Origin of the sequence: Pedobacter superstes, assembly GCF_037622515.1 — a bacterium.
GTDB classification, from domain to species: domain Bacteria; phylum Bacteroidota; class Bacteroidia; order Sphingobacteriales; family Sphingobacteriaceae; genus Paradesertivirga; species Paradesertivirga superstes.
Genome location: NZ_JBBJCN010000011.1, coordinates 31,023 through 48,800, shown reverse-complemented (window position 1 = coordinate 48,800; position 17,778 = coordinate 31,023). Strand labels below are relative to the sequence as shown.

Below are 17,778 nucleotides of genomic sequence, written 5' to 3'. Positions count from 1 at the left end.
CCATGATATACTCCTATTTTTGGCGAAAATAAAAAAGCATGAACTTCCCATCAGAATTAAAATACACTAAAGATCACGAATGGATCAAAGTTGAAGGCAACGAAGCTACGGTTGGTATTACAGAGTTTGCTCAGCGAGAACTGGGGGACATTGTATATATCGATATTAATACTGTAGGTCAGGAAGTCGCAGAAAATGAAGTTTTCGGAACTGTAGAAGCTGTAAAAACTGTTTCTGATTTATTTATGCCAGTTGCCGGAACGATCCTGGAGATCAACAAAAAGTTAGATGCAGCTCCGGAACTGGTTAATCAGGATCCTTATGGAGAAGGATGGATGGTAAAACTTTCTGTTAAATCTATTGTAGAAGTTGGTGATTTGCTTTCTGCAGATCAATACAAAGAGCTTATAGGAGTTTAATGCTGAATACGTTAAAGCACCAATACCTTGCAATTATCTGGGCGATTATTGTGCTTATCCTTTGTGATATGCCCTTAAACAGTGTACCCGGAGATCTTCCCCTGTTTGAAGGGTTTGATAAGCTGGTTCATACCGGTTTTTTCTTTGTGCTGACTGTCTTGTTATTTTATGGAAAAATCAGACAACAACACAGTTATTCCTTCCGTATAATGACCATTGTTAAAATACTTTTAGTCACATCTTTTTTAGGTGCAGGAATTGAAATTTTACAATGGAAAGTATTTACCTACCGGTCTGCCGATTTCTGGGATTTTTTTACAGATATGACAGGCGTCGGCATGGGAATATTCAGTTATATCTTTTTACATAGGACGGGGCATGAAAAATTTATTTAAAGTATTGTTGTTGGCAGGAATTCTCTCATTCTCATCCTGCAGACTATTCAAAAAGGATTGTAATTGTCCCAAATTTAAAAGTAAAGACTACCCGGAAACTTCTTTACAGCGATAAAAATTTCAGTGATTCATTATCTTAAGCTTATTTGGATTTATTAAAAATAAGATCTATTTTTGCCTGAACTAAATTTATTCATGAAGCTTTCACAACTGCAACCAGGCGAAACTGGAGTAATAAAAGAGTTTACAGATCTTGAAATGTCTGTAAAACTAATGGAGATGGGTTGTTTGCCTGGTGAATCTATAGTTGTTGAACGTTTTGCTCCACTCGGCGACCCAATGGCTATTACCGTTTCGGGCTATCAGCTAAGTCTCCGTAAAATGGAAGCTTCAACAATCATTTTGCATTAGTAATTACCAGTGAAGGGTGAGTTAAGAATTGCGCTGGTTGGAAATCCCAATACTGGAAAGTCTACATTATTTAATCGATTAACCGGCCTGCACCAAAAAGTTGGGAATTTCGCCGGTGTAACGGTTGACAAAAAAACCGGCCACTGCAAATTACCGGACGGCAGAAATGTAGAAATAACAGATCTCCCGGGAACCTATAGCCTTTACCCAAAAAGCAAAGACGAAACTATCGTTTTTGAAGTTCTTGCGGACAAAAACAATCCATCACACCCTGATATCATAGTAATAGTTGCCGATGCATCTAATTTGAAACGCAATCTTCTGTTGTACACACAGGTTGCTGATCTGAAAATTCCCGTCCTTATCGCCTTAAATATGATTGACCTGTCCAAAAAAGCAGGTACAGAAATTAATATTGATGAGCTGGCTCTACGATTAGGCGTCCAAATTATACCAATTTGCGCCAGGCAGGGTGACAACATCCAAAAACTCAAAGAGGCTATCGCTTTTACATCTTCTGTCGCTCTTCAAACAGATACTATAGAGGTTGAGGTTCTGGCACCCGGGTTAATTAATAAAATCAGGGAAGAATTGCAGGTAGATCTTCCCTATACAGCTTTACAGTTAGCCCATCAGCACGAAAATCTTAATTTCCTCTCTCCGGCCGAAAGCGACAGGATAGAAAAGATTGAACAGGAGTTTTCTTTCCACTCTCAAAAAACACAAGCTGCAGAAACCATAGCACGGTATAATTTTATTAATGATGTCCTTTTTGACACGGTTAAGTTTCGGCCGGGAGCAGCGCAGGAAGAAACCTTCAGCAATAAAATAGATCGGATACTCACCCATAAAATCTGGGGGTTCATCATATTTTTTGTCATTTTATTTTTGATCTTTCAATCAATTTTTGCCTGGTCAGAGTACCCGATGACATTGATTGAAAATCTTTTTGTATGGATGACACAAACCGCTCATGCCATATTACCTAAAGGTGTACTAACAAATTTATTTGTAGACGGAATATTAGCCGGGTTAAGTGGAGTAATTGTATTTATACCCCAAATTGCAATCTTATTTGCCTTTATATCCATCCTGGAAGATACCGGCTATATGGCCAGGGTCACATTTATGATGGATAAAATTATGCGGAAAGTAGGACTGAACGGGAAATCAGTTGTACCCTTAATCGGGGGATTTGCATGTGCCGTTCCATCTATAATGAGTACGCGAAATATCGAAAACTGGAAGGACCGCATTATAACAATTATGGTGACCCCCCTGGTCAGCTGCTCTGCCCGACTGCCCATTTATACGGTTTTAATTTCCCTTGTTGTTCCTGACCAAAAAGCTTTGGGACTGTTAAATTATCAGGCATTAGCCCTGATGGGACTCTATATCTTAAGCATTGTTTCTGCAATATTGGTTGCTTGGGTGATGAAGTTCATGATTAAATCAAGAGAACGTGGGTACTTCATTATGGAATTACCTGTTTACCGCATGCCTCGATGGGATAATGTACTTTATACTATGTACGAGAAAGTAAAGGCTTTTGTATTTGAAGCGGGAAAGGTAATAGTTGCTATTTCAATTATATTGTGGGTATTAGCATCTTACGGCCCCTCTGACAAACAAAGCGCCATTACCGCGAAATATCAATCTAAAGAATATACCGATAGCTATTCACCCGATGAGCTCGAACGTTTTAAAGCCGCAGACAAATTAGAAAACTCTTATGCTGGGGTGATTGGTAAAGCTATTGAGCCTTCCATAAAGCCTTTAGGTTTTGACTGGAAAATTGGAATTGCTTTAATTACCTCTTTTGCTGCACGTGAAGTTTTTGTTGGGACCATGGCGACCATTTATAGCGTAAGCAGCGATGATTCTCAACTGGAGTCGGTGAGAGACAAAATGCGGCAGGCTAAAAATCCCGAAACCGGGCAACCTGTATTTACTTTTGCTGTTGCTTTTTCTTTAATGATTTTTTATGCGTTCGCGATGCAGTGTATGAGTACACTTGCCGTAGTTTACCGGGAAACGAAGAGTTGGAAATGGCCTTTAATTCAGCTGATTTATATGACCGCTCTTGCTTATCTGGCGAGTCTGCTTGTATATAACATATTAAAATAATCAGGTTGAATGTTGGATAAAACGAAAATTCTGGCTAAATATATCCCTGATGAAGCGGCTCCAATTATTGCCCGTTGGATAGATTATTACAAATGCGACTTTAAAATTTCAAAAGGGAGAAACACAAAATTCGGCGACTACCGGCCTCCTTACGATGGAGATAACCACCGCATTTCAGTAAACTTCAATCTTAACCCATATGCATTTCTTGTAACCACCGTGCATGAGTTCGCACACTTGCAAACCTGGAACGAACATCAGGGAAAAGCCAAGCCTCACGGCTTTGAATGGAAGTCGAATTTTAAAAAAATGATGAAGCCATTTTTTGAGAAAGAGGTATTTCCGACTGATTTAAAAAGCGCTATCAATCTTTATTTGGAAAACCCGGCAGCATCAAGCTGCAGTGATTTAAACCTTTTCAGAGCATTAAAAAGGTATGACACGGCTTCACATGGGGTTCCTGTAGAATTGCTGGCTATGAACACTGTTTTTAAATTGAAGGATGGAAGAACCTTCAGAAAAGATGAATTAGTAAGGAAACGATTTAAATGCCTTGAATTAACTACCAGAAGAATATACTTGTTCAGCCCTATGGCAGAAGTTTTTCCTGTAAAGGAGGATTAATCTCTGTTTTTAAGCCGTCCTTTGGCGTAAACAATTTCACTACCATTTGTACTCCAGTTAATTTCAAGTTTTTCGCCTCTATAGCGCATAGGATTTGAGCATAGTTCCCGAATAAATTCATCCTCCTTTTCAACTTTTACAGGAGCCCGGTAGGAGTTAATTTCTTTTCTGGAAAGGATGAGATACTTTGCTTTAGGACACTCGGTGATGCCCTCAAAAACCAAATCAAATTTTCTTCGCTGGTTTAGCGCATCTTCATACGTTTCTAAGGCTAAGCTATGATCTATGTAGGCGCTGCTACTTTCAAATGGGACTTTTTGAATTGTTAATGCAGTCGACCCTGTTTTATATTCAGAGTGAAATGCTTTCCCGCCGTGAAAATAGACATGGGTATATCGGAAAGGCTTAAGATTGTTTTTATTAACAGACTTCTCTTTTAAAAGAACGGGCATATCATCTTTAATAAAATAGAGTCTGTGAATAGACCCGTATTCACCATTATCACCTCTCTCACTATACAAAACCGTTTCTCCGTTATGCACGAATTTTCTAACCTGAAAAGTATAGGTATTTAAGGTATAAACCATGCTAGTCTTTTCCTCACAAGAGGATAACAGTAAATTTATGGAATCAGCATACTCTTCTATTTCCTGCTCGGTTGATAAGTCTCCCACTAAAGGAATTCGTTGTTCCTCCCCAGAATGCTGGCAGGAATAATTTCTGTCGCAGGAAACTATAGAAGAGCTAAAACCTATCAATAAAACCCAAGGGAACAAATTATACTTAATAGAAAGGCGCATTGCCATCTAACAAGAAAACTTTATGCCAAATCACTGATTAATGCGATTATAGGGGAATAAGATAACATATTACCTCAAAGGATAATAAATAAGGGCGTCACACCAAATATTACGAAACATGTATGGCTTACAGAACAGTAGTGTCCCATCTGATAAACATCATCAGTCAATGCCCTTCTCCTGCCACTGCTGGCTAAAAGATTTCTTATTCACAACCGGCATTTGACGATGGGTTCCCCAGGCTTTTCTAAAGAACGTTTTTAGAAAAATGTTCTTCCATCTGCCACTCACAAAATCCATAAATTTCCTTTTCAACATTCCGGTCTTCCAGGCCCTCCAACCAAGTGTTTCTGCTTTAGATGTCAATCCTTCGGTCACAGCGTCTCTCCTGTTCAACAAGAGCATTTTATGAATATCGATTTTCACAGGGCATACTTCCGAGCATTTTCCGCACAGGCTTGAAGCGTAGCTTAAATGCTTAAAATCTTCCATCCCACGTAAGTGAGGAGTTATTACCGAGCCAATCGGTCCGCTATAAGTTGTTTCATAAGTATGACCACCAATATTCTTGTAAATAGGGCAGGCATTTAAGCAGGCCCCGCATCGTATGCAATATAAACCTTGTCGCTGCTCTTTTTGCGCAAGCAGGTTAGTACGCCCATTATCCAGAAGAACAACATACATTTCTTCCGGACCATCAGTTTCATCATCCTGGCGGGGACCACTCATGATGCTATTATACACTGTAAGATTTTGCCCGGTTCCATGTGTGGAAAGTAAAGGCCAGAAAAGATCAAGATCGCTCAGAGAAGGGATTATTTTCTCTATTCCAACAATAGCGATATGTATTCTCGGAAAAGTTGTGGTTAAACGGGCATTACCTTCATTTTCTGTTAGCGCAACACCCCCCGTATCTGCAATCAAAAAGTTTCCGCCGGTTATGCCCACATCGGCAGAAGTGTACTTTTCCCGAAGTAGCTCTCTTGCTTTCTGTGTCAAAACTTCAGGAGTTGCATCTGCAGGCGTTCCAAACTTCTCATGAAAAAGCTTAGCAATATCCTCCTTACTTAAATGCATTGCAGGAGTTACTATATGATAGGGTTTTTGTCCAAGAAGCTGAACGATATATTCTCCTAAATCACTTTCTAAAGACTCAATATGATTTTTTTCAAGAAATTCATTCAAATGAATTTCCTCTGTGGTCATTGATTTTGCTTTTATAACAGTTTTTGCATTTGCCTTACGAAGGATTTTTAAAATCTCTGTATTAGCTTCTTCTGCATCGTTCGCCCAAATAACTTTACCTCCCCTTTTCTGGAAATTTGACTCAAACTCTGGTAAAAGCTTATCAAGATTTTCCATTACTTTCCATTTGATCACATGAGCCTTCCGTTTTGAATGGTCAAGATTTGCCAATCGTGACAAGCCGCGCTTAACGGCTGTATCATAGCGGCCAATGTTAAAATTTATTATGCGTCTGTGGTCTAAATTAAATGCTTTATTTTCAGAAGCTTCCAGAAATTCTTCAGCAAATTTCATCATAGCGCGAAGGTATTGATTTTAGATATATGAACCTCTATATGTGCAAAACTGTACAAAACGATTTCTTAACATTCAGAAAATGGATTTGTGTTCAATCTTTAACACCTATAATCCAATAAATAGTATACACATCTAAATACTTAAAGATAGTTTGCAAAAATACATAGTTTCGTTTTCCTCTATAGTCAAATCAAACTTTCCGGAATAAAGTAACTCTAAACGTCTCCTGACATTGCTCAGGCCAATACCACTACTTTCATCTTTATTAAGCAGACTTTTTTTGTTAGAAATATCGAATGTCAAGTATTTATCCTCAACTGCAATAAGAATGCTTATAGGATTTTCCGGATCCGAAGCGACCCCGTGTTTAAATGCATTCTCGACAAATGAAATTAAAATTAAAGGCGCGATACTTTGATCCAGATAATCACCAGTAATTGTTAAATCTATGTATGCTTCGCCTTTAAAACGCAACTTTTGCAATTCCATATAGCTTTTCAGATATCTGATTTCCCTGGACAATTTCACCCTCGACTCGTTACTTTCCTGAAGCATATACCGCATTATTTCAGAAAGCTTCATAATTGCTTCCGGTGCCTTATCCGACTTCTGGTATGCCAGTGAATAGATATTATTAAGCGAATTAAAAAGAAAATGCGGATTTATCTGAGACTTTAAAAAGGCAAGTTCGGCAACCAGCTTTTCGTTTTCAAGATTCTTTTTAACCTTTTCATTTAAAAACCAGTCTACAGAGAATTTAAAAGCAGTACTGAGAAAAACAAAAAATATGCCTGTAAGGATAGTAGCTATATAATACTGACTAAAAGATATTTCGCTCTCATCTCTTAACAGAATAATGTCCTTGAAAAGAAGGGCAAGTCCATACTTTAATAATCCGGAACTTAATATTAGAAGGAGAATAATGGTCGTGCATTCCCAATATTTGCGCAGGCTTAAATAATTGGGGAGGATATACAAGTAGTTAAAGTAAAAAATGGCGATATTAAAAGCGCCGAAGTATACAAAAATGATTATAGCCTGATGAAAGCTACCATTTCTACTGCTTAGAAAAACAAAGCAAACAAGTATAGCTACCCATATAATGAAATGCAAGAAAATTTGCTGGGCTCTGTTCAAGGCCTAAAAATAGCTTAACATATTTAAAGTTTACATCCATTATATTCAATTTCAGAAAAAACTATATGAGAAGATAAAAGATTTCAGATTGAGCTGGATATCCTTGATTTCATTTAAAGAATACTCAGTGAATTAGAAGAATAAAAAAAGCCAGGTTTAAAACCTGACTTCTACTTATGAAAACATCCTTTTCAAGATGAACAATCTATACTTTAACTGGATAAAAACCGAAAAAGTATACAAGCCGGCTAATAATTATCAAATAAAATAACATTAAAATAAGGACGTACCCGGATTTATCCGGCCCAACTATCCCGGTCTAAACTACGGTAATGAATTGCCTCGGCTAAATGTTCAATCTTAATATCCTCACTTGCATCCAGATCAGCGATGGTCCTCGAAACTTTCAGAATTCTATCATATGCTCTGGCCGAGAGTCCCAATCGTTCCATAGCCCTCTTTAAGAGTAGCTGACCGGCATCATTAATTTTGCAAATATCCCTTACAGTTTTAGGGCTCATTTGCGCATTTGAATACACATCTGTTTTCTCTTTAAATCTTTCGGTCTGGATTTCTCTGGCCTTAATTACTCGTTCACGTATTAATTCGCTGGCCTCAGCTTTACGGTCAGAAGATAATTCATTAAAGTCAACCGGAGTAACCTCTACATGCAAATCAATTCTGTCTAACAATGGCCCTGAGACTTTACTAAGATATCGCTGTACAACGCCCGGACCACAAACACATTCCTTTTCAGGATGATTATAAAATCCGCACGGGCAGGGATTCATAGAAGCGACAAGCATAAAGCTTGCCGGGTAATCAACACTAAATTTGGCCCTCGAAAGAGTTACCCTTCGTTCTTCAAGTGGCTGGCGCATTACTTCAAGAACGGTGCGCTTAAATTCAGGTAACTCATCCAGAAACAATACGCCATTATGAGCCAGCGATATTTCTCCGGGTTGTGGATGCGCGCCGCCTCCAACAAGCGCCACATCGCTTATGGTATGATGCGGTGAACGAAATGGCCGGATTGTCATCAAAGAATCTGAAGCGGCAAGCTTACCAGCCACAGAATGTATTTTGGTTGTTTCTAACGCTTCATGCAAATTTAAAGGAGGCAAAACGGTAGGCAGTCTTTTAGCGAGCATTGTTTTGCCCGCTCCCGGAGGCCCAATTAAAATAACGTTATGCCCCCCGGCTGCTGCGATTTCCAAAGCACGCTTTATATTTTCCTGACCTTTTACATCCGAAAAATCGCTGTCATAGCTATTTATATTATGGAAAAACTCATCCCGGGCATCAACAACAGTAGTTTTAAGTGAAGTATCACCATTAAAAAAATCCACAACTTCATTGAGAGTGCTTACTCCATAAACCTGCAAATCTTTTACAATTGCAGCTTCACGAGCATTTGCTTTGGGTATTAATAAACCATTGTAGCCATCTTTTTTTGCCTGAATGGAAATAGGCAAAGCTCCTTTTACTGATTGAATATCACCATCCAGTGACAGTTCACCTAAAATCAGATGCTTATCGAGTAATGCAGTTTCTATCTGACCTGACTCGGCAAGTATACCAATGGCAATAGCCAGATCATAGGAAGACCCTTCTTTCCTGATATCGGCCGGGGCCAGATTGACAACAATTTTTTGCCTGGGCATGCGATACCCCGAATTAGTTATTGCACTTTCTACCCTCAATAAACTTTCACGAACTGCATTATCAGGCAAGCCCACAATAAAATATTTTGTTCCGCTGCTTATATTAACTTCTACAGTTATTGTTGTCGCTTCGACTCCGTAAACAGAACTTCCAAAGGTTTTTACAGGCATTCTCTTGGCAGATTAAGTTCGAATATACATTTAAATATAAATGATAAAAAATTTGGTCAGCGGTTGGGATAAAGCTCCCTTCTATATTTTGCAATAAGATTATATAAGGGGCGCGCAAGCCAAATAAATGGAGGAATTTTAAATATATAGGCCAAAAAACTCGTAAAATGACCGGTTTCTTTCCATATTTCCATCATAGCATCCGCGCCTTTTAAGATTCTTCCTTTTGATGTGACAACATGAATTTGCTTTTCCATATTCTCCGGAGTTAATTCAGAATGGTTCTTAAGATATTCCGAATCCTGATAAGGAATCAGTTCAAACTGCTTCTGATGATCTATTTTACTAAGCCAGCCGGTAACTCCAACACACATTGAGCATGTATTATCAAAAAAAACAATTGTTCTGCGCATGAGATAGTTGTGAGATATGAGATCTTATTTGAAAGACAATATTCATTTTTTAAGAATATCCGTTTTTATTAAAACAAAGATATCTCTTGTTTGCTGCTTTTGTTGTTAATTTGAACAACATGATACAGGTTAAATCTTTTGTTTGCAACCCTTACCAGGAAAACACCTATTTATTATTTGACGATAGTAAGGAATGCGTAATTATTGATCCGGGAATGTACACCGGCCCGGAACAAAATGCAGTGCTGAATTATATTAAATCCGAAAATTTAAAACCCGTATTATTATTAAATACTCATTGTCATATCGACCATGTTCTGGGCAATAAGTTTATTTATGACACCTTCGGCCTGATTCCGCAGTTCCATAAAGGGGAATTACCGGTATTAACCGCTGTACCCGCATATGCACCGCAAATGGGAATCAGGTACGATATATCACCGGTTCCTGAAAATTTCCTGGAAGAAAAAGGTGAAGTCACATTCGGAACAAGCATCTTAGAACTTATTTTTGCCCCCGGACACTCCCCTGCTCATCTGTGCTTTTACAGCAAAGCTGATAAATTTCTAATTGGGGGTGACGTATTATTTTATGGTTCCATCGGAAGAACAGATTTACCGGGAGGGAACCATGATACACTGATAAAAAACATAAAGGAGAAAATTTTAATTCTTCCTGATGATGTTACTGTATATCCTGGTCATGGAGGTGAAACAACCATCGGATTTGAAAGAGTTCATAATTATTACTTGAAATAAACGGATTGAATACCTCCTTCTATATAGCCAAACGTTATCTTTTCTCAAAAAAATCGCTGAACGCGATTAACTTCATATCGGGCATTTCTATGCTTGGTGTATTTGTCGGAAGCGCTGCTTTGGTTATAATCTTATCTGTATTTAACGGTTTTGAAAATGTAGTGCTTTCAATGTATAACAATTTCACTCCGGAAATAAAAATCGAGCCTGCACTAGGCAAAACCTTTAATCCAAATACCCCGGTCTTTAATAGCTTAAAAAAAGACCATCGCATTGCCAACTATACAGAAGTTTTACAGGAAAAAGCATTACTAAAATATGGTGATGCTCAATTCATAGGCCTGGTAAAAGGTGTGAGTACAGATTTCTTCAAACGTAAAAAACTCGACAGCACTTTAGTAGAAGGAGATTTTCGTTTAAAAGCAGATAGTACTTATTACGCTGCCATAGGATCTGCCGTAAAGCTTTACTTGTCTGTAAATATAAACGATGATTTCAAAGATCTGCAGGTATTCTCTCCCAGAAAAAACGCGGGTATTTCCATAAACCCGGCTGAAGAATTCATGGCACGAACCATCCATCCTGTAGGTGTTTTTCAGATTCAGCAAGCATTTGATGAATCGGTAATTGTCCCTATAGAATTCAGCAGGCAGTTACTCGAAGAAGAAAAAGAAATCTCAGCTATTGAACTCTACTTAAAACCGGGAGAAGATATTGACGACTTACAGGATGATATTGAAAATAAGCTGGGGAAAGATTTCATTGTTAAAAACCGCATTCAGCAAGACCAGCAGTTATATAAAACGCTGAATATAGAAAGATGGTCTATTTTCTTTATCCTTACGTTTGTCATGATTATCGCAATCTTTAATATAGTTGGAACTTTAACTATGCTGGTGATTGATAAAAAGAAAGATATCGCCATCCTCACCAGCATCGGTGCAGGAACTTCACTTATCCGTAAAATATTTTTTATCGAAGGGATGATGATTGCTCTGACGGGATGTCTGACAGGAATGCTTTCCGGACTTATTTTCTGCTTACTTCAGCAAAAATTTGGCATGATTACAATGGGAGAGGATTCATTTATCACTGATTTTTATCCCGTAGCATTAAAAGTAAGGGATTTCGGACTTGTATTCTTGACGGTTACCCTAATATCAATCATAGCATCAGGTATTTCTTCAAGGCTCAGTGTCAATAAGATTTATGATTTAAAGGAAGATTTGTAAGTGGTTCCGGCTTATCCTTATTTTTCTATAAGGCAAACAGCATAAGCTACAATCCCTTCTTGTCTGCCTACAAAACCCATCGTTTCATTGGTTGTTGCTTTTATTGATATATCATCTAAAGATAAATTCATAGCCTCAGAAATGTTCTTTTTCATTTCAGGAACATGAGGATTGATTTTTGGGGCTTCAAGACAGATCATAGCATCCACATTGCCTACTCTCCAGCCTTTTTCATCAAGCAGTCTAACACATTCAGCTAAGAGGATTAAACTGCTTATACCTTTCCACCGATCATCGGTATTTGAAAAATGGTACCCGATATCTCTAAGATTTGCAGCCCCCAGTAAAGCATCGCATATGGCATGTACTAATACATCAGCATCAGAATGACCGAATGCCCCTGAATGATGTTCAAGGTTAACGCCGCCTAAAATAAAAGGGTGATGCTTCTTTAACTGATGTACATCAAATCCGAAACCTACTTTAATTCGCATTTTTATCGGCGGAAAAATTAAAGACAAGGGAAAAACGCAGGGTATTGGCCAGCGGACTTTTTTGCTGATTCGCCAAAAGATAGGCGAAATCCAGATTAAACACATTGTATCGCAACCCCGCCCCTATTGTCACATATTGACGGTTTCCTTTATCTGGATGTTCATAAAAGTAACCCGTGCGTAAGGCAAATTGCTTATTGTACCAATACTCCATACCAAGCGAATAGTTTATTTCATGTAATTCTTCAGAAAAGCCGCCAGGTGCATCAGAAAAGGAGCCAAATATACCCGCAGGTACAGATCGGTCAGGATCCTTTCCGGCAATAATTTTTCCTTCATTGTCAATTATGGGTGGCGTGGGGACCAATAATTTATTGAAATCCAGTGCAAGTGTAAATTCACTTAAGCCATTCAGAAAGGTAGTTGCACCTCCCAATTTAAAATTGGTGGGAAGAAATATTTTCTGTCCTCCATCTGTATAGCTTATCTTATTCCCGATATTAGAAATATTAAGTCCAAGAGCGATTCTGGCATCGGAACCAAAAAGCAAAGTCTCTTTTTTAAAATAACCGGAGACATCTGCAGCCAAAGCAGTTCCCGGCTTAGTCTGCTGACCCGAAGAAAATTGTCCGTTAGCAAGATTTGAATAAATAAACCGGATCGCGGTACCCAGTGAGAAATTCTCGCCGAACTGCCGTGCCAGAGTTCCATCGAGTGCAAATTCATTAGGGTTATATTCCCCGGTAGCAGTACCGTTTATATCAGTTAATTGTATTTGACCAAGCGAAAAATAACGTAATGACGCTCCAACAGTATTTCTGTCGTCAATCCGATGGTAAGCAGAAAGATATGCAAGATTAATATCAGGTACCAAACGCTGAAGCCAGGGACTATAAGACAGCGATATCCCATTTTTATCTTCGATAAAAGCCAGCTTTGCGGGGTTCCAGTGAATGGAGTTTGCGTCCGGAGACAGGGCAGCTCCTGCATCTCCCATTGCTCCCGAACGGGCATCCGGAGCAATTAACAGAAAGGGAACTCCTGTGATAATGAGACCAGAACCTGTTCTACCATCCGTTTCAGGCTCATCTGGTCCACCAACTTGTGCGAAACAATTAAAAGAAACAATTAAAAGCGAAAAACTAATTAAAAGTTTCACATAAGGAATAATCATGCATTAAAAGTATTAAATTTATAACTAGCACCCAAACTTAAGCATATGCTGCAAAATCATCCCTTTTTTTGGACAAAATGTTTAAATCGGATTATTTGTAACTCATCAAACGCTTCAGTCGTATAAGTTATTCTATTAAACTGAAATATCAATAATTTATCAATTTTGGTAGCTCAATGATTAATGGTTATTTTTAAAAAATTAATGCTCATTTATTCAAGATGAAAAGAATATCTATAATTTTTACCACGGGACTGCTGATATTGGGGATTTTGGGAACAGCGTGTAAAAGCAAAAAAAGTAGTGAAAGCTCTTCAAAAACCGGCTGGAAATACAACAACAAGTATAATGGTGGATTTTCGGTAGCTAAAAAAACGAAGCCAGGGCCGGGTCCGGGATTAATTGCCATAGAAGGTGGTACTTTTGTTATGGGCGGAAGTTTAAATCAGGATCTGGCTTACGAATACGATAATTTAAGGCGCCGTGTAACAGTGGCTTCTTTTTATATGGATGAAACAGAAGTAGCGAATGTTGACTGGCTGGAATATTTATATTGGATTAAAAGGACCTTTCCTGAGGATCTTGAATACTATTACAATGCGGTACCTGACAGCTTGGTTTGGCGCAGACCTCTTTCATACAATGAGCCTTATGTAAATAATTATATGCGTCACCCTGCATTCCAGGATTACCCTGTAGTTGGTATCAGCTGGGAACAGGCTAATGCTTATACAGAATGGCGGACAGACCGGGTTAACGAAAACATTTTAAGGGAGAGAGGAATTCTAGTTGATTATAAAACGCTGGCTGGCGGGGGTAAAGGCAAATCTACTACTACCGCTTCTGCATCCGGAGAACCTTTCAATACAGACATCTATTTAAATGGGCAATATCAGGGTGAAGGTATTGATGGTAAAAAAATGCCTAAAGATCTTAATCCAAGTGCTGCAGCTCAAGGTAAAGGCGGAGCCCGCAGACCTGTCAGGCTCGAGGATGGTGTATTAAAGCAACCTTACCGCTTACCAACTGAAGCTGAATGGGAATATGCTGCTTTATCACTTGCCGGAAATACAGAATTTGAAAACATTGAAGACGGAAAAATTTATCCGTGGAATGGTCTTGGTGTCAGGTCTAATAAAAAGAAAACCCAGGGTTTAATTATGGCCAACTTTAAACGTGGTAATGGTGATAACATGGGAACCGGAGGCTATTTGAATGATAAGTTTGAAATAACCGGACCAGTTACCGCGTTTATGCCAAATGATTTTGGGCTGTATAACATGGCAGGAAATGTCAGCGAATGGACAGGCGATACCTATCGCAAGCTATCCTTTGAAGATGTTGAAGATTTTAACCCTTTCAGGGGAAATCAGTATGTAGACAAGCGTTTAGAGGATAAATCCAAAGGCATTTATGCTAAGGATAAATACGGACGCCCTATAAAAGATCCTGCTCCATCCCGAAAAAAACAAACATGGGCCGAATTGAACGGCGGTGTTGATAGTACGGCTGCTAAGTCAGCAATTGCAGGTAAAGCCTACAATCCTGATTTCAGGGGACATGTGGATTCTGTTAACCAGGATTTATATGGAGTTACAACTCTTGTAAATGATCGTTCTAAAGTTTACAAAGGAGGATCATGGAACGATAGAGCATACTGGTTAAATCCTGGAACACGCCGCTTTTTACAACAAGATGAAACCAGCGCCGAAATCGGGTTCCGTTGTGCTATGAGTATGGTTGGATCAGCTGAGATCAGTTCTAAAGGGAAACCCCAATTTTCAAAACCCGCTTCTAAAGCGCCGAAAAAAATTAAATAACACTTAAAACTTTGAATAAAAAAGGGAAAAATGACAAATCATTTTTCCCTTTTTTATTACCTCAAATTCAGCTGATTACAATCTTAAGGCAAACAATTTATAAATATTTGCCTTCACTCAAATAATTTTTAACATAGTCATCAACGCCTTCTTCCAGGCTTGAAAAAGGCTTATGATATCCGATCACGGTAAGTTTATCCATCTTTGCCTCAGTGAAATACTGATATTTGTCGCGGATATCTTCTGGTGTTGGAATAAATTGAATTTTTGGTTCTTTTCCTAATGCTTTAAAAGTATTCTTAGCCAGGTCTAAAAATGTACGGGCCTTCCCGGAACCAAGATTATAAATCCCAGAATCCTTACGATGATGCATAAGGAAATACATCACCTCAACCACATCTTTTACATAAACAAAATCACGCATTTGCTCCCCATCCTTAAATTCAGGATTGTGAGATTGAAACAGTTTCATCTCTCCTGATTTAATTATCTGATTATAGGTATGAAATATAACTGAAGCCATGCGGCCCTTATGATATTCATTAGGACCATAGACATTAAAGAACTTTAATCCAGCCCAAAAGAATGGTTTACGCTCTTGCTTTACAGCCCAGATGTCAAAATCATTTTTTGAATCACCGTAAGGGTTAAGCGGTTTTAATTGCTCAAGTCTGGATTCATCATCATCATATCCTTCTTCACCTAAACCGTATGTCGCTGCTGAAGATGCGTAAACTAAAGGGAGCCCAAATTGAACGCAGGTGCGCCAAACGTCCTTTGTATAGTCCAGATTCAACCTGTTTAATAAATCATAATCAAATTCGGTAGTATCTGTTCTTGCGCCTAAGTGGAATACAAACTGTACATGAAGATGATTTTCTTTGAGCCATTCTACAAAATCATCGCGCTCAACCTTTTTTGAAAAACGTTTGCCTTCAAAATTCTTATTTTGTTCCGCATCTGAAAAATCGTCGACCAGAACCAAATCATTGTACCCTTCGCTGTTAAGTTTATGCACTAAACAACTTCCTATAAATCCGGCAGCACCTGTAATTATTATCATAAGTTCAATAACCCCTTAAAAGGAGAGTGATTTAAAAATAAGTCTTCTTTAATTTCCGGAATAATCCCCAAACTTTGAGCTTTCTCAAAAAGGAGTTCAATTGCTTTTCGGCCTTCCTGCCCCAAATCTATGGAATATTTATTCACGTATAGTTCTATATGTTTATACATCACACTTTCATCCATGGACTGGGCATGAGAACGAATAAATGCCAGGCCTGATTTCGGGTTTGCAAACGCAAATTCAACACTACGCTGTAAAACTCTGTTTACCTTTAATTTAACATCTTCCGGGAGTTCGCGTTTTATCACAATACCACCTAAAGGAATAGCGCCTCCTGTTTCTTTTTCCCAAAACTCTCCCAGATCAAGAACTTTATAGAGGCCTTTCTCCAGGTATGTAAACCGATTTTCATGAATGATTAGTCCCAAATCAATTTCACCATTGAGCAAGGCATCCTCTATTTCAGAAAACACCATCTCTACTTTATCAGTAAGTTGCGGATATGCCAAACTTAAAAGAAAATTAGCGGTAGTATACTTCCCTGGAATACCTACTTTAAGACTGGAGACCAGAGACTGGTGATCGCTGACCGGACGCTTAGAGAGCAAGAGTGGCCCAACACCAAAACCCAATGCACTCCCGGCGTCTAATAAGGCATAATTGTTTGCAACATGAGCAAACGCATGGAAACTGAGTTTGGTAATATCAAGTTCATTGCCAAAAGCCTTTTTGTTAAGGGTTTCCACATCATCATAAGATATCTTAAATTCCAGTCCTTCGGTATCAATTTTTTTATGAATTAAAGCATCAAAAATAAAGGTGTCGTTTGGGCAGGGAGAAAATCCTAAAGTTAATTTCATCACATCTTTTTTAACAAGTCCATTAAGGTATCATTTAGGTTATTTACTGCAAGAGGTATATTCCAATTATTACAATTGCGGCGTTCTACATAATTAGAAATTGCTCTCAATTGTATGCAAGGAATGCTTTCCTGGTTACATGAGTAGAAAAAAGCGGCACCCTCCATACTCTCAATATGCGGATTTAACCGGCTAATTGTAGAATTAATACTTTCATCATTGCCGTGAACTTTATTTACGGTAATCGATTTAACCTCTTGCAAGCTAGCTGTAAAGGAATTTTTAAAAGGGAGCAATCCCTCTACATCAGATTTACCCAGACCAAGCTTATCAAGTGTCAAAAAATCATTTCCATCTTCTGCTCCCAGCTCCGCAAAGCAATCCGAAGAAACCAAAACGACGTCCCCGATTTTTAATGAACGATCAAAAGCACCGGCAATACCCGCATTAATGGCTAAATCATATTTACTTAAAGCCAGGGTTTTCCCCAGGGCATATGCAGTAGCCGTCATTCCAACCCCTGTTATAAGCGAATCAATTATGTTGCCATTTAATTCCAAAGATTTTATATCCGATAAAATAGGGTCTATTTCTAAAGCCGTGGCTGCTACCAGCAATATTTTCATCTCAAAGTATAATTATTAAGCTTATGCTGTATGCAAAAAACTCAT

At 38.5% G+C, this 17,778-nt stretch carries 18 protein-coding genes; 8 read left to right on the top strand and 10 right to left on the bottom strand.

The features are described from left to right. Positions 1–38: 38 nt before the first annotated feature. The 5 genes from gcvH (at position 39) to WG906_RS18715 (ending at position 3,976) form a co-directional block, all read left to right on the top strand. Positions 39–419: a glycine cleavage system protein GcvH gene (gene gcvH, locus WG906_RS18735; RefSeq protein WP_339994421.1), complete on the top strand. Its 381-nt coding sequence runs from the start codon at positions 39–41 to the stop codon at positions 417–419. Continuing rightward, a complete protein-coding gene (locus tag WG906_RS18730) occupies positions 419–814 on the top strand; it encodes a VanZ family protein (protein WP_339994420.1) in 396 nt (131 codons plus the stop codon). Before gcvH ends, WG906_RS18730 begins: the two co-directional genes overlap by 1 nt. Before the next feature lie 195 nt (positions 815–1,009). After that, the gene (locus WG906_RS18725; protein WP_339994419.1) at positions 1,010–1,225 is read left to right on the top strand and encodes a FeoA family protein; all 216 of its coding nucleotides are present in this window, start codon (positions 1,010–1,012) and stop codon (positions 1,223–1,225) included. 9 nt (positions 1,226–1,234) lie between these two features. Next, positions 1,235–3,352: a ferrous iron transport protein B gene (gene feoB / locus WG906_RS18720; RefSeq protein WP_339994418.1), complete on the top strand. Its 2,118-nt coding sequence runs from the start codon at positions 1,235–1,237 to the stop codon at positions 3,350–3,352. Positions 3,353–3,361: 9 nt separating this feature from the next. Further along, on the top strand, positions 3,362–3,976 hold the full coding sequence (locus WG906_RS18715; RefSeq protein ID WP_339994417.1) for a sprT domain-containing protein: 615 nt from the start codon (positions 3,362–3,364) through the stop codon (positions 3,974–3,976). Here WG906_RS18715 and WG906_RS18710 read toward each other — a convergent pair. The 5 genes from WG906_RS18710 to WG906_RS18690 all read right to left on the bottom strand — a co-directional run bounded on the left by WG906_RS18710 (position 3,973) and on the right by WG906_RS18690 (position 9,703). After that, positions 3,973–4,776 carry a hypothetical protein gene (locus tag WG906_RS18710; protein WP_339994416.1) on the bottom strand — a complete coding sequence of 268 codons (804 nt, stop codon included), beginning with the start codon at positions 4,774–4,776 and terminating at the stop codon, positions 3,973–3,975. The genes WG906_RS18715 and WG906_RS18710 overlap by 4 nt on opposite strands. Before the next feature lie 162 nt (positions 4,777–4,938). Continuing rightward, on the bottom strand, positions 4,939–6,318 hold the full coding sequence (locus WG906_RS18705) for a LutB/LldF family L-lactate oxidation iron-sulfur protein (RefSeq protein WP_339994415.1): 1,380 nt from the start codon (positions 6,316–6,318) through the stop codon (positions 4,939–4,941). A gap of 132 nt (positions 6,319–6,450) precedes the next feature. Continuing rightward, the gene (locus WG906_RS18700) at positions 6,451–7,431 is read right to left on the bottom strand and encodes a sensor histidine kinase (protein ID WP_339994414.1); all 981 of its coding nucleotides are present in this window, start codon (positions 7,429–7,431) and stop codon (positions 6,451–6,453) included. A gap of 320 nt (positions 7,432–7,751) precedes the next feature. Further along, positions 7,752–9,290, bottom strand: a complete 1,539-nt coding sequence (locus tag WG906_RS18695; RefSeq protein ID WP_339994413.1) for a YifB family Mg chelatase-like AAA ATPase — start codon at positions 9,288–9,290, stop codon at positions 7,752–7,754. Positions 9,291–9,346: 56 nt separating this feature from the next. After that, the gene (locus tag WG906_RS18690) at positions 9,347–9,703 is read right to left on the bottom strand and encodes a thiol-disulfide oxidoreductase DCC family protein (protein ID WP_339994412.1); all 357 of its coding nucleotides are present in this window, start codon (positions 9,701–9,703) and stop codon (positions 9,347–9,349) included. Positions 9,704–9,822: 119 nt separating this feature from the next. Between WG906_RS18690 and WG906_RS18685 the strand changes: the two genes are divergently transcribed. Both WG906_RS18685 and WG906_RS18680 read left to right on the top strand, forming a co-directional pair. After that, a complete protein-coding gene (locus tag WG906_RS18685) occupies positions 9,823–10,461 on the top strand; it encodes an MBL fold metallo-hydrolase (protein WP_339994411.1) in 639 nt (212 codons plus the stop codon). 5 nt (positions 10,462–10,466) lie between these two features. Next, positions 10,467–11,693, top strand: a complete 1,227-nt coding sequence (locus WG906_RS18680) for an FtsX-like permease family protein (RefSeq protein ID WP_339994410.1) — start codon at positions 10,467–10,469, stop codon at positions 11,691–11,693. Between the two features lie 17 nt (positions 11,694–11,710). Here the strand turns inward: WG906_RS18680 and ispF are convergent, their stop codons facing one another. Then, positions 11,711–12,187 (bottom strand): 2-C-methyl-D-erythritol 2,4-cyclodiphosphate synthase, encoded by a 477-nt coding sequence (gene ispF, locus WG906_RS18675; protein WP_339994409.1) that lies wholly within the window; start codon positions 12,185–12,187, stop codon positions 11,711–11,713. Next, complete coding sequence (gene porV, locus WG906_RS18670; RefSeq protein ID WP_339994408.1) at positions 12,177–13,361, bottom strand: type IX secretion system outer membrane channel protein PorV; 1,185 nt, start codon at positions 13,359–13,361, stop codon at positions 12,177–12,179. Before porV ends, ispF begins: the two co-directional genes overlap by 11 nt. 221 nt (positions 13,362–13,582) lie before the next feature. On the opposite strand from porV, the gene WG906_RS18665 reads away from it, so the two are divergent. Continuing rightward, the gene (locus WG906_RS18665) at positions 13,583–15,181 is read left to right on the top strand and encodes an SUMF1/EgtB/PvdO family nonheme iron enzyme (protein ID WP_339994407.1); all 1,599 of its coding nucleotides are present in this window, start codon (positions 13,583–13,585) and stop codon (positions 15,179–15,181) included. 97 nt (positions 15,182–15,278) lie between these two features. On the opposite strand, the gene rfaD is transcribed toward WG906_RS18665, so the two are convergent. Genes rfaD through mqnB form a run of 3 tightly spaced genes read right to left on the bottom strand, consistent with a single transcriptional unit; the run spans position 15,279 to position 17,733 of the window. Then, positions 15,279–16,244 carry an ADP-glyceromanno-heptose 6-epimerase gene (rfaD, locus tag WG906_RS18660; protein WP_339994406.1) on the bottom strand — a complete coding sequence of 322 codons (966 nt, stop codon included), beginning with the start codon at positions 16,242–16,244 and terminating at the stop codon, positions 15,279–15,281. Beyond that, complete coding sequence (locus WG906_RS18655) at positions 16,241–17,107, bottom strand: menaquinone biosynthesis family protein (protein WP_339994405.1); 867 nt, start codon at positions 17,105–17,107, stop codon at positions 16,241–16,243. Before WG906_RS18655 ends, rfaD begins: the two co-directional genes overlap by 4 nt. After that, on the bottom strand, positions 17,107–17,733 hold the full coding sequence (gene mqnB, locus WG906_RS18650) for a futalosine hydrolase (protein ID WP_339994404.1): 627 nt from the start codon (positions 17,731–17,733) through the stop codon (positions 17,107–17,109). The genes WG906_RS18655 and mqnB overlap by 1 nt, the downstream gene beginning before the upstream one ends. Between the last annotated feature and the right edge of the window lie 45 nt (positions 17,734–17,778).

Excerpts from the sequence above, each read along its gene's own strand:
- WG906_RS18690 (WP_339994412.1), bottom strand. The coding sequence starts at position 9,703 with ATGCGCAGAACAATTGTTTTTTTTGATAATACATGCTCAATGTGTGTT.
- porV (WP_339994408.1), bottom strand. The coding sequence starts at position 13,361 with ATGATTATTCCTTATGTGAAACTTTTAATTAGTTTTTCGCTTTTAATT.
- WG906_RS18665 (WP_339994407.1), top strand. The coding sequence starts at position 13,583 with ATGAAAAGAATATCTATAATTTTTACCACGGGACTGCTGATATTGGGG.
- WG906_RS18685 (WP_339994411.1), top strand. The coding sequence starts at position 9,823 with ATGATACAGGTTAAATCTTTTGTTTGCAACCCTTACCAGGAAAACACC.
- WG906_RS18655 (WP_339994405.1), bottom strand. The coding sequence starts at position 17,107 with ATGAAATTAACTTTAGGATTTTCTCCCTGCCCAAACGACACCTTTATT.
- WG906_RS18730 (WP_339994420.1), top strand. The coding sequence starts at position 419 with ATGCTGAATACGTTAAAGCACCAATACCTTGCAATTATCTGGGCGATT.
- WG906_RS18705 (WP_339994415.1), bottom strand. The coding sequence starts at position 6,318 with ATGATGAAATTTGCTGAAGAATTTCTGGAAGCTTCTGAAAATAAAGCA.
- WG906_RS18710 (WP_339994416.1), bottom strand. The coding sequence starts at position 4,776 with ATGCGCCTTTCTATTAAGTATAATTTGTTCCCTTGGGTTTTATTGATA.
- rfaD (WP_339994406.1), bottom strand. The coding sequence starts at position 16,244 with ATGATAATAATTACAGGTGCTGCCGGATTTATAGGAAGTTGTTTAGTG.
- mqnB (WP_339994404.1), bottom strand. The coding sequence starts at position 17,733 with ATGAAAATATTGCTGGTAGCAGCCACGGCTTTAGAAATAGACCCTATT.
- WG906_RS18715 (WP_339994417.1), top strand. The coding sequence starts at position 3,362 with ATGTTGGATAAAACGAAAATTCTGGCTAAATATATCCCTGATGAAGCG.
- WG906_RS18725 (WP_339994419.1), top strand. The coding sequence starts at position 1,010 with ATGAAGCTTTCACAACTGCAACCAGGCGAAACTGGAGTAATAAAAGAG.
- ispF (WP_339994409.1), bottom strand. The coding sequence starts at position 12,187 with ATGCGAATTAAAGTAGGTTTCGGATTTGATGTACATCAGTTAAAGAAG.
- gcvH (WP_339994421.1), top strand. The coding sequence starts at position 39 with ATGAACTTCCCATCAGAATTAAAATACACTAAAGATCACGAATGGATC.
- WG906_RS18695 (WP_339994413.1), bottom strand. The coding sequence starts at position 9,290 with ATGCCTGTAAAAACCTTTGGAAGTTCTGTTTACGGAGTCGAAGCGACA.